Below are 12,946 nucleotides of genomic sequence, written 5' to 3'. Positions count from 1 at the left end.
GACAGTCATAATGACAGGAACGCTGCCCCCTGCCTGCACGTATGACAGGTGAAGGCGGCAAACCGCCAGGAGAAGATTTGAAAGGATCCCGATACTTCATTCTCGTTGCGATCGCGTTTTTGGCCGTGATCGCCGTTTTGAATCTACTGTCATCCAATTCCGCGCTGGGTTTTGCCCCGCCCAAAGAGATTTCCGTCGGGACTTTGAAGACTGAGATTGCCGCCGGGCAAATCAAGAGCCCGGTGGAATGGCAAGTGGACACGATCAAGGGAGACTACAAATCGGGGAGCAAGTTCATTGTCCGGGCCTACCCTTCCGAGTCTCCGTCTGGTGCGCAGCTTTCGAACTTCCTGGACGCCAACAAAATCGACTACAAGATCACGCCGGCACCGATCGGCACGCAGCTCGCGGGCCTGCTGGGGCTCCTGCTGCCAACCCTGTTGTTGGGCGGGTTCGTAATCTGGTGGATTAGCCGTCAAGCCCAGCAGAGTGGCAACCAAGCCATGAGCTTTGGAAGATCCCGGGCGCGACGGGCCGGGGAAAACACCCCAAAAGTCACGTTTGAAGACGTTGCCGGCATCGACGAAGCCAAAGAAGAGCTGTTTGAAGTCGTCGAATTCCTGAAGAGCACGAAGAAATATGTTTCGCTCGGGGCGAAAATCCCGAAGGGCGTCTTGTTGGTGGGCCCTCCGGGGGTTGGGAAAACCCACCTGGCCCGGGCCATTGCGGGCGAAGCGGGCGTCCCGTTCTTCCACATCTCCGGTTCTGAGTTCGTCGAAATGTTCGTGGGGGTTGGTGCCGCCCGCGTCCGCGACCTGTTTGAAACCGCCAAGGCCCACCGGCCCTGCCTGGTGTTTGTCGATGAAATCGACGCCGTCGGCCGCCAACGCGGCACGGGTGTTGGAGGCGGTAACGACGAGCGCGAACAAACGTTGAACCAACTCTTGGTTGAGATGGACGGGTTCGAGACGAACTCTGGGGTCGTTGTGATTGCCGCCACCAACCGGGCCGACGTGTTGGATGAGGCCCTCTTGCGGCCCGGCCGTTTTGACCGCAAGATCATGGTTGATGCGCCGGACATGGAAGGCCGCCTGGCGATCTTGAAGATCCACGCCAAAGGCAAGCCGCTTGCCGCCGACGTGGATCTCAAGAACCTTGCCCGACGCAGCCCGGGCTTCACCGGTGCCGACCTGGCCAACACGCTTAACGAAGCCGCCCTGCTAGCCGCCCGGCGCAACCACACCAAAATCTCCGAGAACGATTTGGAAGAAGCGCTGGATCGCGTGATTGGCGGGCCGGCCCGCAAGAGCCGCGTCATGAACGAGGAAGAGCGGAAGATCACCGCCTACCACGAAGCTGGACACGCCCTTGTTGGCGAACTTTTGGAGCATTCCGACCCCGTTCACAAAGTCACCATCCTCCCGCGGGGCATGTCGCTTGGCTCGACATGGCAACTCCCGGAAACCGATAGCTACCACACGTCCAGGCAAGAACTTTACGAAGACATCAGCGTGCTTTTGGCCGGGCTCCTGGCGGAAGAAATCGTCTTTGGCGAACGATGGACCGGGGCGAGCAACGACCTGGAGCGGGTCACCCGGATTGCGCGGGCCATGGTTACGCGCTTTGGAATGAGCGAGAAGCTTGGGACGTTGGCCATCGGCCGCAACGTCAGCAACCCCTTCTTGGGCCGGGAAATCCAGTCCGACCGGGATTACAGCGAAGAATTGGCCCGCCAAATCGACGAAGAGGTTCGCCACATCGTCGACCAATGCCGCCAACGCGCCCGGCAGATCATTGAAGAGAACCGCGCCAAGCTGGACGCTATCGCCTCGGCCCTGCTGGAACGGGAGACTTTAGACCGCGAAGAATTCTTGGCGGTGCTCCGGGGCGAGGAACTCCCGCCGTTGGAACTCAAGCTGAGCGACGGGGCCCCGCCCCTGCCGCCGGTCGAACCGGGAAGCAAGCAGACTGATTCTGTCCCTCCTGGAAAACTTGAGCCGGGAACCGCTTGAACTGGGCAAAATCGTTGCACTGCGGACGGGATTGCCCCAATTTCGGTATAGTCAACTTCTGACGGAACCCTATGAGCGTGGACGAACTCTACGAGCAGGCCTTTCAGGCCCGTTGCGATGGCAAATACGGGTACGCGAAGATGCTGTTTGAACAGATCTTGTCGCAAGAGCCCGACCATGCTGATTCCAAATGGCAATTGGGTTTGATCCAAGGGTTCGAGGGCGACTTTGACGGGAGCATGGCAACCCTCCAAGAAATCGTCGACAAGCATCCGAACCACGTTAATGCACGATACGATTTGGGCATGACCCAAATGATGCTCGGCATGGATGAGGAGGCCTGCGCGCATTTCCACGAAGTCTTGCGGCAGGAACCAGGGCACGAAAAAGCAAAGCAGCAGATCGCCTACTGCGGTTGACCCGTCTTAGCTGTCGTGGACGGGATGCAGAAAAACCCTTTCGCCGATATCCGCATCCCCGTTTGGGTGGCGATGCTCGTCATCGCCCTGATGCCAGGCCTGGTGTTCGGCCCCCCGCTGTTATCCGGCAAGACGATTGGCCCGTTCGATCAAATGCGCCACATGGTGCTGGGCGAAAGTGCCGAGCAGCCGCAGACTGACCGCGCCTGGGACATTTTGCAAGCCGATGGCGCCCTCCAGTTCTACGGGTGGCGCAACCTTGTGTTCCAAGCCCACAAGAAGGGACAAATGCCCCTTTGGAACCCAAATGAGCTAGCGGGGACTCCACTTTTGGCAAACTCGCAGTCGGCGCCCTACTACCCGCTGCACCTGGTTCCCATTGCGATTAAAGGGATCGCAACGGGGCCGTACCTGGTCTTTTTGGCTTGGTTCCATTTGTCAGTGGCTGGTTTGGGGGTGTTCTGCCTAGCCCGCCGGCTCGGGGCTGGCGTGGAAGGCGCGTTGTTTGGCGGCGTGGCAATGGCTTTGAGCCCGTTCGCCGTTTCATGGTCGGCCCTACCCAGCGTCATGACGGCTTGTTGCTGGATCCCGGTGGTTTTGGCCGCGCAATCGGCCGCGATCCAAAATCCCGGAACCAAAAGTTGGCTAGGCTTGTGTGGTGCGGCACTGATGCTTTTTTCCGCGGGGCACCTGCAGTTCGTCTTTTATGGCGGATTGGCTTGGACAGTATTCGGTGCAGTGAGCCTTGTTGCTTCCTTGCAACGCCCCAACATCGTGATGTCCCTCTTGGCATCGGTTTCGGCCTTGGCCTTGGGGGTGGCCATGGCCTGGCCCCAGATCGGGCCGACCTTGGCTTTCAGCAAACTTTCCCACCGGAAGGCGGTAGCGAACGAAGAAGGTTATGCGGCCTATGCGGCCTCTGCCATTCAGCCGTGGGAGTTCTTGGGGACAACGACTCCGGTTTTCATGGGCACACCCGGCCATTTCGATGCCGAGGATGTGGAAGGCAAAATCCCCTCGACCTGGATGATGTATGTCAAGCCGGGGGGGAACTATGCCGAAAGCGCAATCTGGCTTGGCACCCCGGTTATCCTCGGCCTTTGCTTGTTGGGCCGGCGCACCGATTGGCGGCGGCTTGCCCCCTTGGCGGCGGTTGGGGCGACAGGATTACTCCTTGCATTGGGCACACCTTTGGCCCGCTTGTTCTACTTTGGCATCCCTGGTTTTGCCTCCACCGGCTCACCGGGCAGGGCGGCGATCCTGTTTGTTCTGGCGGCTTGCACAATGGCCGCCGTCGCCGTCCCCGCTGAGCCGACTCAATCAAACCCCAAGGCCAAGGCCTTGGCCTACTTTGCCCTGCTCGGAATCGCATTGGCCTCGATCCTCGCCTCCACGCAAATGGGCGGATTGAAGACCTGGCTGCCAATCGAACTAAATTCCATCGTTGCCCGGCGAATGGTGGAGGCGATTCCCTTCTTGATTGGCTCGCTGATTGCGGCGGCGGGGGCTTGGTATTTTTGGGCCAAGCGGGGTTGGTTGGCTGTCGGCACAATTTGCGCGGTGGCCGCTCATTTGGTAGCCGTTCCGTTGGGCGTCCTTCCCTTTTCAGACCCGCCAAAAGCGGTCACGGCCATCGACCCGGGGATCCGCACGGCCTACATTAATGAAAAGTGGGACTTCTTTGCCGCGCCCCGTTCCGCACTGATGCCACCCAACTTTGCGACAATCTATGGCACCCCCGAAATCGGCGGATACGACAGTTTGATGGCCAAATCGAGCGTGGACATCCTCCGCGAAATCAACCGAGGCGAAGATGCCGCGCCCCCAACCAATGGGAACATGATGTTCGTGAAGAGCCGGTTCGACCCCGATGCCCTTGCGGCCGCCGGCGTCACGAGGGTTTGCTCCAAGTTCTCAATTCCTGATTTGCTGGAAGAGCGCACCCTGGGCGAAGCCCACATCTATGCCCTGCCAGGGCCAGGAATCGCCACGGCCGGGGACAAACCGCTCGTCGTGACTGCCAACACCGAAGGATTCCGGCTCTCCGGCCCCATGGACGGCCATGTCGTCGCCCGGTTCGCCAACCTCCCCGGGTGGCGCGCAACTCAAGCCGGGAAAGACCTCCCGATTGGTAGTGGTCGGTGGTTGGAAGTCGAACCGGTGGATCGCGCGGCCCCCATCGACTTCAAATACCTTCCTCCCGGGTTGCCGTCCCCGTCCCTAGTCATGTCCCTAGCCTATCTCAACCCGCTGGTTGCCGTATTGAGTCTGCTGGCCCAGGCTTGGAAGCCAAAAAAACCAAACTCCGACCGCAATCCCGTAGAATCAGGAAACCAGCCACCTGATCCAGCATGAGTAGCAGTCCCCTGACAACCCGTCAACCCGATTCGTTGAGTCAGACGAAACGGTACCGGACGACCATATTCAACAACGACCACACGACGATGGACACGGTGGTTTCAATCCTCATGCGCGCAACCGGGTGCAGTGCGGAAGAGGCCTACATCGAAATGTGGGAGGCCCACACGTTCGGAAAGGCCGACGTCCATTTTGATACGCGGGAGATGTGCGAGCGAGCCGCCCGGATCATCAGGACGGCTGGCGTGGAGGCCGAAGTGAGGTTGGAATGGGACGATTGACCACTCGTGGGCCCAAAAGCAGGCCAGGGTACGGCGTCTCTGCCCTCGACCGGTTTGCCGGGACAGTCTCCCATGTCGCGGTTGTGGAATGCCCAATTTGGAACGGCGGGGCGACGGTAGCAGATCCCGGCCTCCTTTCAGAATCGTCGACCCAAAAAGAAAAGGGTTGGATCGTCACGGTTTACGACAACGACACCAACACCCATTTGGAAGTGATCTCCATCTTGATGGTTGCCACAGGCTGCGATGCGGAAGAGGCAGCCATCGAAACCTGGGAGATTGACAACCTGGGTTCTTCGGTCGTCCACCGCGATTCCGAATCGGCCTGCCAAGATGCGGCCAATGTGATTTCTACAATCGGGATCCGGGTCGAAGCGACTCCGGATCCCTTGGCTTAATCGTTATTTGTAGACCTTGACCGAAATCGGGTTGTGATCCCGATAGGGGCCCTCAAGCCCGGGATCCGTGACCACGATCAGCATCCGCATCGAGTTGCCCCGACGGAAGAACTGGGTGTGGGCTGACCCCGAGAGTTCTTCGGAAACCGGGATAACCGGCGGGAAACTGTGCGGGAACGCCCCGAAAAAGATCGGAGTGGTAGTGTTGGCCGTTGCGTCGATATCCCCAGCATGAATCCGGTATCGGAGGAGTTCGGAGCCGTTCAGGTAGTTCAAGTGGCTAACGACATACTCCTTGGCATCGGCCACTAGCGGAATATCCCAGCCGTATGAGTGGTAGTCGATGTTCCCTTGCGGGTTTGTCCCGATTTCTTCGAACCAGGTGGCCGGGACGAATTGGACATCGACCAAGTCGACCGTGAAGTAGGCCTGAGCGAGGAAAGTCCGGACACCATCTTTCGTGAAATAGGCCTGGCAATAAGTTTTGAGCTTGCCGGAATCGGCCGCGCTGGTTTGGACATAAACCTGGTCGTCAGAAATCTCGATGTCTTGCCCCGTGACAGGGGGAGTTGCCGAGTTCCGCACATAGGCTGCCGGCGCCGCGATGAAATAGCGGTAACTGATTGTCCCACCGGTCGGGAAGTTCGTCTTTATGAGGGAGTTCCCTCCGCCTTGCCCGGGTTCAAACGAGAGCGTCTGGCGATCCCACGCGATGGCCGGCTTTGGGAACTTTTTGGGCAAGAACCCTCCGGTCAGCGTGTCTGATCCAGATTTGAGTTGGTAACTACCGGCCGTCTGATCCCCCGGCAACGTGCCATCGAGTTCAATCGGAACCCCGCCGGTCAGGCTGCCCGTCAAGTGGAAAGTCGAGGGGGCGGTGAACGTGCCGCTGAGTTGCGTCGTTCCATCGGGAACCGGTGGGAACCCGCGGGTTGAATCTTTGACAAGCGTCCCGGTGGCGGTGTTGCCGCTCACCGAAACGGTCAGGGTGGCACTCTCTGTCCCGCCTAAGGCGATCTCGGCTGTGTAATCAGAAGTGCCGCCTCCAGCCGGAGGGGTATCGCTCCCATTCCCTCCACATCCGGCCATGAGGGCCACGATGCAAAGGAGGGGCGCAATGCGTAGTATTCGGGTCTTGGACATCATCGGTCTCCGCCGTGACTTTAAGCCCCAACCGCGAAATTCGCGTGAAACCAGCCTAGCCTGGCAGGGGATCGGTGGTTTCGTGCTCCCGCTCTTTCAGGAATAGGGATCCGATGACGAATGTCGCGGCCGCCACCCCCACCGGGTACCAAAGCCCAGCAAAGAGGTTCCCACTAGAGGCGACAAGGGCGGTGCTGACAAAGGGCACCAGTCCCCCAAAAATGCCGTTCCCGATGTGGTAAGGCACGCTCATGGATGTGTACCGGATGCGGGTTGGGAAGAGTTCGATCAAGAAAGCGGCTATCGGGCCATAAACCATGGTCACGAACAAGACCATCACAAAGACCACGGCGACCAGCATCGGGACGTTGGGGTTGGATGACGACTTTGTTGCCGCATCGTAGCCGGCCGCCACGGTGAGCAGATTGAACATCGGGATAAACCCAACCGCCCCCAAAACCATGCCGGCCATCATCACTTTTTTACGGCCGACACGGTCCGAAAGTGAACCGAACAAGATAAAGAACGGGGTCGCCAAAGCCAGGGCCACCAACATGACAGTTCCGGCAACGCCCTTGTCGACCTTTAGTGTGTCTTGCATGAACGAAAGGGCATAAAACTGGGCCGTGTACCAAACCACCCCCTGCCCCGCTGTTGCCCCAAAAAGGGCGAGCAGCACCCAGCGCAGGTTCTCCGTGTTCCCAAACGCTTCTTTCAACGGGTTTTTGCTCGTCTTGCCGCCCGCCTTCATTTCCGCGAACTCAGGCGATTCTTCCATATTCCGCCTGATTAGGTAGCTAAAAACCACCAGCACGGACGAGAGGAGGAAGGGGATTCTCCAGCCCCAGTCTTCAAAGGCGTCTTTGCCGACGGCGTTCCGGCAGAGCAAGATGACGATGATCGAGACAAACAATCCGAGGGTTGCGGTCGTTTGGATGAAACTCGTATAGAATCCCCGGCGCCCGACCGGGGAATGCTCCGCCACATAGGTTGCAGCCCCGCCATATTCCCCGCCAAGGGCGAGGCCCTGGACGGCTCGGAGCAGGACCAGCAAGGCCGTTGCAGCTACCCCGATTTGTCCGTAGGTTGGCAAAATCCCGATTGCAAACGTTGAACCACCCATCAGGAGCAGCGTGAGCAAAAACGTATACTTCCGGCCGACCAAGTCCCCTAGCCGCCCGAAAAAGAACGCGCCGAACGGCCGAACCACAAACCCAACGGCAAATGTGGCAAAGGCTTTGAGCAGTGCCGCCGTTTCGTCCCCATTACTGGGAAAGAAATGCGCCCCAAAGGTCGCCGCAAGAGACCCAAAGATGTAGAAGTCGTACCACTCAATCAGCGTCCCGGCCGAACTTGCGGCAATCACCCGGGAGAGGCCGCGTTTTTCATCGGCCGTCATGGCTGGGCTCGGCATGGGGGGCAGTATGCCGCCCTTGCCAGGCAAATGTCAAAAATTCCCCGCGGGGATCACCGGTGTTGGTTTACACCAGTTCGTACCGGGTGTTGCGCCGCTTGGGGGTGTATCCGGCGTCTCGGATGAGCCGTTCGAATTCTTCGGCACTTAGAATGAACTTATTTCCCGCCGCACTGACGACATTTTCTTCGATCATGGTCGACCCAAAATCGTTGGCGCCATAACCCAGCGCCAATTGGGCGATGCGGGGCCCCTGGGTGAGGATCGAGAGCTGCATGTTGGCAAAATTATCGAGGAAGATGCGGCTGACCGCGACCGTCCGGAGGTAATCGAACGAAGATGCCTTGTGGGGGATGGGCAGATTGGTTTCTTCCGGTTGGAAGCTCCAAGTGACAAATGCCCGGAACGGTTGGCACTCGTCCTGGAGGTCGCGGATCCGCCCAAGGTGTTCGACGCGGTCTTCCAAAGTTTCGACATGGCCGAACATCATGCTGGCCGTGCTCTTGATGCCAAGCTTTGAAGCGGTGCGCATACAGGCCAGCCACTCGTCGGTGGTGTCTTTGTACGGGGCAATGATTTTGCGGACGCGGTCGACCAAGATCTCGCCCCCGGCTCCTGGGATTGAATGCAGTCCGGCGGCATGAAGCCGCTTAAGGCAGTCTTCCAAGGTCAGCTTGCTGATGTGGGCGATATAGATGATTTCTGCCGGGCTGAGGGCGTGCAAAATCACGTCGGGGAATTTGGCCATGACCTTGCCAAAGATCTCTTCGTAGTAGTCGATCTTAAGCTTGGGGTTGAGACCGCCTTGAAAAAGGATTTCAACCCCGCCCCTGTCCACGGTGTCTTGGACTTTGTCGAGGATTTCCTGCTCGCTGAGCGTGTAGCCTTCCTCATTGCCCGGAACCCGGTAGAACGCGCAGAATTTGCAACGCACCCAACACACGTTCGTGTAGTTGAGAATCCTGCCGACGATGTAGGTGACGGTATCGGGGTCGGTCGCTTGTTCGCGGCGGTGGTTGGCCAAGGTGGCCAGATCATTGAGGTTGGGGTGGTTGAACAAGAACAGCGCATCTTCCGGCGTGATGCGCACACCCCCAAATACCTTTTCCGCGATCGAATCGATCGAAACTCCCGGGCTGACCGTTGCCGCCATCGTCATTTGATTCTACACCTCGATCCGGCGCGAATTTTCAATTTAGGCTGAAAGTTCGCCAAACGGTCATAATCCGGATGTGGGCGGAGCAGAACACGCTAAGAAAGTCTCCGTCATCTTGGTCAGCTACAACACGGCGGGCCACGTCCTTGCGGCCCTGGAGGCCCTGGAGGGGCAAGCACACGAAGTGATCGTCGTGGACAATGCGAGCCGCGACAAGACGGTCGAGTTGGTCAAAGAAAGGCACCCGGGGGTCAAACTCATCATCAATACGCGGAACCGGGGTTTTGGCGCGGCCAACAACCAGGCGCTAGATGCCATGACCGGCGATCTTGCCCTTCTGTTGAATTCTGATTGCGTCCCGGAGCCCGGCGCGGTGGCGAAACTCGCCGAGGCGTTCAAAGACCCCAGTGTCGTCGCCGCCGGCGGGAGGCTGCTCAACCCCGACGGCAGCTTGCAAGAATCGGCATGCAGCCGGCTGACCCTGTGGGTTGTTGTCTGCGAGCAGCTATTAACTTACCGGCTGTTCCCCAAATCCCGGGTGTTCAACCCGTACTACCTTTCAGCGCGCTTGGTCGGGGGTTCTGGGGGGCCGTTCCATGTGGCTCAAGTGATGGGAGCATGCCTGATGATGAGGCCGGTCGCCCGCTTTGATGAGCGGTTCTTCCTCTATTGTGAAGACACCGAACTTTGCCTCCGGCTCTCCCGCATGGGGAAAATCGTCTATGATCCAATGGCGGTTTTTACCCATGAGTTGGGCGTGTCGTCCAAAGAAAACCGCTGGTGGTCTGTCGCCTGCTACAACTACGGCAAGGAGCTCTATTTCCGGATCCACCACGGGCTGGCGGCCCAATGGGCTTGCTATGCGGTCAACCGTCTCGGGGCCCTTCTCCGGATCGCGCTCAAACCAAGAGGATCCCGGCTTTGGCTCCGGGTATTGGGCACGGGAATATCCGGGCCACCTTTGCCTGATGATGCTTAGCGGTTATCGCCAGCGGCGAGGTACGCCTCTAGGACTTCTTCGACCGGGCCATCCCGCTCAACTTCACCTTTAGAAATCCAAACCACTCGGTCGGCAACCCGCTGGACTGAATCTGGGTTATGACTGACGAACAAAATCGTTCCGCCTTTGGCCCGGAACGAATCGATGTAGTCGTAACATTTCTTTTCAAAAGCATAATCCCCGACCGCCAAAACCTCGTCGACGATCAAGATATCGGCATCGACATGGGCGGCGATGCTGAAGCCCAGCCGCGCTTGCATCCCGCTGGAATAAGTGCGGACCGGGGCGTCGATATGGGATTGCAATTCGGCAAACTCCACGATGGCCGGGGTGCGTTCCGTGGCCTCCTTCCGGGTGAGGCCAAGGATCATCCCATTGTAGAGGATGTTTTCCAGCCCGGTGAGGTCTGGATGGAACCCCGCGCCGAGTTCGAGAAGGGGGGCGATGCGCCCATCTACGGCGATGCTGCCCGATGTCGGCTTGTAGATCCTGGAGATCAGGCTGAGCAAGGTTGATTTCCCTGCTCCGTTCCTACCCACCAGGGCGACGCATTCGCCATGACGGATCGTGAGGTCGAGCCCGCGCAGCACTTCGAGCTTTTCCATGTTTTTCCTCTTCCACCAAAGCAGGGCTGTTTTGAGTGAAGCGGCGCCGGAATGGCTGAGCACGAACTGTTTCCGCAAATCTTTGATGGCAATGGCGTCCCCGGATTTCATGGCCGTTCGACAAACCTCCACTTCATGCGGTTGAACACGGAATAGCCGAAGATCAGGACGGCGAAGCTGACCAGGCTGGCCACCGCCACCATCGGGTAGTTGAACGGGTCAGGCGGCACCTGTCCGCCGGCTTGCGGGATATCGATCACCCCCGCTGGCACAAGGACTTTGCGGAATGCCGTCAGCATGGTGGCCAGCGGGTTCAGGTGATAAAGCATGTAGAGGAGGTCGCCGTTGGCATATTTGCCGAGCGAAGCCTTAACCGTCTCGCTAAAGTACATCACTGGGCAGACAAAGAACATCAGGTAGAGGACAACGCCGAGGATGTATTTGACATCCTCATAAAAGACATTGAGGGCGCTGACCAACAGGGCGAGCCCGGTGACCAAGCTCAAGAACGGGACGAGCAGCAAGGGGAGCGCTAAAAGCTTCCAAGAATATGGGGTGACCTGGAACCCACTGAGAGCCCACACGCCAAACAGGAATACAAGGAAGACGCCCAATGTCAACAAAAAATTGACAAAGTTGCTAATCACGCTCGCAAGGGGCATGATCTCCCGGGGGAAGTAGACTTTTTTCACCACCGGCAAGGCCCCCAGGACAGACTGGGCCGAATCCATGAGGCTCATGTTGAAAAACAAGAATGGGAGATAGGCGGCCAAGATATAGGCTGCGTAGCTCTTGGTGTGGTTGCCGAGCAAAAAGGTGAACACCGCCCACATCACCAGCACGGTCACCAACGGGTTCAGAAGGCTCCAAAAAAAACCGAGGGCGGAATTCTTGTATCGGATGCGGAGGTCCCGCTCCACCATTGCCCAAAGGAGTTCGCGGAACCGCCACAACTCCCTGAGGTCTTCCACCATAGGCAGGGATTCTACTCGGCCCTAGGGCATTCCGGGCCGCACAAGGCCGACAACAACGACTTCAAACTCGACCTGGCCATGAATGTCGGGCCACCGGGCGGCAAACCCCGGGCCGAGTTGGGCGGCATCCACTTTGGCGCGGCGCCGCGCCCAAAGCTGCAAACCCCATGCGCAGTCATCGACGGGGTCAGGCACCGTGCCATCCCCCAATGTGAACGTGAAAGGCATGCCGACCAGGTCGGCGTCGGCCAAAACGCGGCCCGCGGCCACGAACCGATACTGGATGGTGACCCTGTCCCCGTCGCGGGCGTGGATCCCCGAAGTGTGTGTGACCTCCACCGTTTGAATGCCGACTTGCCGTTGGGCTTGGACGGAATCCGTCCTAATGTGGAGCCCCTCAGTGATCGGGGAGGCGTAATAGGCGATAAACCAAGGCACCATCGGATGCACTTCCAGACGCAGGCTAGCCGATAGAGGGCGCAGAGTTATCCACGGTCTGGGTCGTCTGGAACGATCTGCCGGAGTTCGCCGGTCACCATGAAGTGGACCCTCTCGGCCATATTGAGCGCATGGTCGGCTACCCGCTCGATATGGTGCAAGGCCAGTAACATCCAACTGGCGGCAACCACTTGTTCGGGATGGGCAACCATGAACTCCTGGGTTTGCGTACGGAATTCCCGGTACATCTCGTCCACTTCGTCCTCAAGTTTGCCGATCTGGTCGAGCCCATCGGCCGATTTCCGGGCGAACATCTGCGCGCTCTCGTTGAGCATCCGGGTGACGACGACGGCCAGCCGGGGCAGGTCAACAAAATCAGATCGCCCGAGCTCCTTGTCAATCTTGAGGGTGATTTTGGAGATATCGACACTTAAATCGCCGACCCGCTCGATGTCCGTGATGATTTTGAGGCAGGTGCCGACTTCCCTCAGGTCGCTTCCCATCGGTTGCTGGAGCGCCAGGATGTCGAGGCACTTGCTTTCGATTTCAAGGTCCAGCCGGTCGATCTCGTCGTCGAGGCCCAAGGCTTGGCGGGCCATCCCTGTGTCGAGTTGGTGCAGCGACCGGACAGCCAGGTTGAACATGGCAACTGACTTGTTGACCATGTCGAGCAGTTCAACCTCTATCAACCTCCGCTCATCGTCGAGCGCGCGGCGTGGCGTAATCCCTTCCGACATAATTGTTAAGA

13 protein-coding genes are annotated in these 12,946 nt (G+C 58.7%); 6 read left to right on the top strand and 7 right to left on the bottom strand.

The window, feature by feature from the left end; genetic code table 11:
- Positions 1-41: 41 nt before the first annotated feature.
- From ftsH to JNM28_06190, 5 genes are all read left to right on the top strand, one after another.
- Positions 42-2,012, top strand: coding sequence for an ATP-dependent zinc metalloprotease FtsH (gene ftsH, locus JNM28_06210; GenBank protein ID MBL8068022.1), 1,971 nt, complete (start codon positions 42-44; stop codon positions 2,010-2,012).
- Between the two features lie 71 nt (positions 2,013-2,083).
- Positions 2,084-2,431: a tetratricopeptide repeat protein gene (locus JNM28_06205; protein MBL8068021.1), complete on the top strand. Its 348-nt coding sequence runs from the start codon at positions 2,084-2,086 to the stop codon at positions 2,429-2,431.
- Positions 2,432-2,455: 24 nt separating this feature from the next.
- Positions 2,456-4,786, top strand: coding sequence for a hypothetical protein (locus JNM28_06200; GenBank protein ID MBL8068020.1), 2,331 nt, complete (start codon positions 2,456-2,458; stop codon positions 4,784-4,786).
- A complete protein-coding gene (locus JNM28_06195; GenBank protein ID MBL8068019.1) occupies positions 4,783-5,070 on the top strand; it encodes an ATP-dependent Clp protease adaptor ClpS in 288 nt (95 codons plus the stop codon). Before JNM28_06200 ends, JNM28_06195 begins: the two co-directional genes overlap by 4 nt.
- Positions 5,067-5,468, top strand: a complete 402-nt coding sequence (locus JNM28_06190) for an ATP-dependent Clp protease adaptor ClpS (protein ID MBL8068018.1) — start codon at positions 5,067-5,069, stop codon at positions 5,466-5,468. The genes JNM28_06195 and JNM28_06190 overlap by 4 nt, the downstream gene beginning before the upstream one ends.
- Positions 5,469-5,471: 3 nt before the next feature.
- Here the strand turns inward: JNM28_06190 and JNM28_06185 are convergent, their stop codons facing one another.
- The 3 genes from JNM28_06185 to mqnC all read right to left on the bottom strand — a co-directional run bounded on the left by JNM28_06185 (position 5,472) and on the right by mqnC (position 9,184).
- A complete protein-coding gene (locus tag JNM28_06185; protein ID MBL8068017.1) occupies positions 5,472-6,611 on the bottom strand; it encodes a hypothetical protein in 1,140 nt (379 codons plus the stop codon).
- A gap of 55 nt (positions 6,612-6,666) precedes the next feature.
- On the bottom strand, positions 6,667-8,025 hold the full coding sequence (locus JNM28_06180; protein MBL8068016.1) for an MHS family MFS transporter: 1,359 nt from the start codon (positions 8,023-8,025) through the stop codon (positions 6,667-6,669).
- Positions 8,026-8,092: 67 nt separating this feature from the next.
- Positions 8,093-9,184, bottom strand: coding sequence for a dehypoxanthine futalosine cyclase (mqnC, locus tag JNM28_06175; protein MBL8068015.1), 1,092 nt, complete (start codon positions 9,182-9,184; stop codon positions 8,093-8,095).
- A gap of 73 nt (positions 9,185-9,257) precedes the next feature.
- On the opposite strand from mqnC, the gene JNM28_06170 reads away from it, so the two are divergent.
- A complete protein-coding gene (locus JNM28_06170) occupies positions 9,258-10,160 on the top strand; it encodes a glycosyltransferase family 2 protein (GenBank protein MBL8068014.1) in 903 nt (300 codons plus the stop codon).
- Here the strand turns inward: JNM28_06170 and JNM28_06165 are convergent.
- From JNM28_06165 to phoU, 4 genes are read right to left on the bottom strand one after another with little or no spacing between them, the layout of a single operon-like run.
- Positions 10,157-10,897 carry an ABC transporter ATP-binding protein gene (locus tag JNM28_06165; GenBank protein MBL8068013.1) on the bottom strand — a complete coding sequence of 247 codons (741 nt, stop codon included), beginning with the start codon at positions 10,895-10,897 and terminating at the stop codon, positions 10,157-10,159. The two genes, JNM28_06170 and JNM28_06165, sit on opposite strands and share 4 nt — an antisense overlap.
- On the bottom strand, positions 10,894-11,760 hold the full coding sequence (locus JNM28_06160; protein ID MBL8068012.1) for an ABC transporter permease: 867 nt from the start codon (positions 11,758-11,760) through the stop codon (positions 10,894-10,896). Before JNM28_06160 ends, JNM28_06165 begins: the two co-directional genes overlap by 4 nt.
- A gap of 21 nt (positions 11,761-11,781) precedes the next feature.
- The gene (locus tag JNM28_06155) at positions 11,782-12,201 is read right to left on the bottom strand and encodes a hypothetical protein (GenBank protein MBL8068011.1); all 420 of its coding nucleotides are present in this window, start codon (positions 12,199-12,201) and stop codon (positions 11,782-11,784) included.
- A 44-nt stretch (positions 12,202-12,245) separates the two neighbouring features.
- On the bottom strand, positions 12,246-12,935 hold the full coding sequence (phoU, locus tag JNM28_06150) for a phosphate signaling complex protein PhoU (protein MBL8068010.1): 690 nt from the start codon (positions 12,933-12,935) through the stop codon (positions 12,246-12,248).
- Positions 12,936-12,946 lie beyond the last annotated feature (11 nt).

The sequence above is a fragment of the Armatimonadota bacterium genome (genome assembly GCA_016789105.1).
Taxonomy (GTDB): Bacteria; Armatimonadota; Fimbriimonadia; order Fimbriimonadales; family Fimbriimonadaceae; genus UphvI-Ar2.
This window is presented reverse-complemented; position numbering and strand designations above follow the sequence as displayed.

What these genes read in the sequence shown, in the direction of transcription:
- ftsH (MBL8068022.1), top strand. Translation starts at nt 42, where the DNA reads ATGACAGGTGAAGGCGGCAAACCGCCAGGAGAAGATTTGAAAGGATCC.
- JNM28_06205 (MBL8068021.1), top strand. Translation starts at nt 2,084, where the DNA reads ATGAGCGTGGACGAACTCTACGAGCAGGCCTTTCAGGCCCGTTGCGAT.
- JNM28_06200 (MBL8068020.1), top strand. Translation starts at nt 2,456, where the DNA reads ATGCAGAAAAACCCTTTCGCCGATATCCGCATCCCCGTTTGGGTGGCG.
- JNM28_06195 (MBL8068019.1), top strand. Translation starts at nt 4,783, where the DNA reads ATGAGTAGCAGTCCCCTGACAACCCGTCAACCCGATTCGTTGAGTCAG.
- JNM28_06185 (MBL8068017.1), bottom strand. Translation starts at nt 6,611, where the DNA reads ATGTCCAAGACCCGAATACTACGCATTGCGCCCCTCCTTTGCATCGTG.
- JNM28_06180 (MBL8068016.1), bottom strand. Translation starts at nt 8,025, where the DNA reads ATGCCGAGCCCAGCCATGACGGCCGATGAAAAACGCGGCCTCTCCCGG.
- mqnC (MBL8068015.1), bottom strand. Translation starts at nt 9,184, where the DNA reads ATGACGATGGCGGCAACGGTCAGCCCGGGAGTTTCGATCGATTCGATC.
- JNM28_06165 (MBL8068013.1), bottom strand. Translation starts at nt 10,897, where the DNA reads ATGAAATCCGGGGACGCCATTGCCATCAAAGATTTGCGGAAACAGTTC.
- JNM28_06160 (MBL8068012.1), bottom strand. Translation starts at nt 11,760, where the DNA reads ATGGTGGAAGACCTCAGGGAGTTGTGGCGGTTCCGCGAACTCCTTTGG.
- JNM28_06155 (MBL8068011.1), bottom strand. Translation starts at nt 12,201, where the DNA reads ATGGTGCCTTGGTTTATCGCCTATTACGCCTCCCCGATCACTGAGGGG.
- phoU (MBL8068010.1), bottom strand. Translation starts at nt 12,935, where the DNA reads ATGTCGGAAGGGATTACGCCACGCCGCGCGCTCGACGATGAGCGGAGG.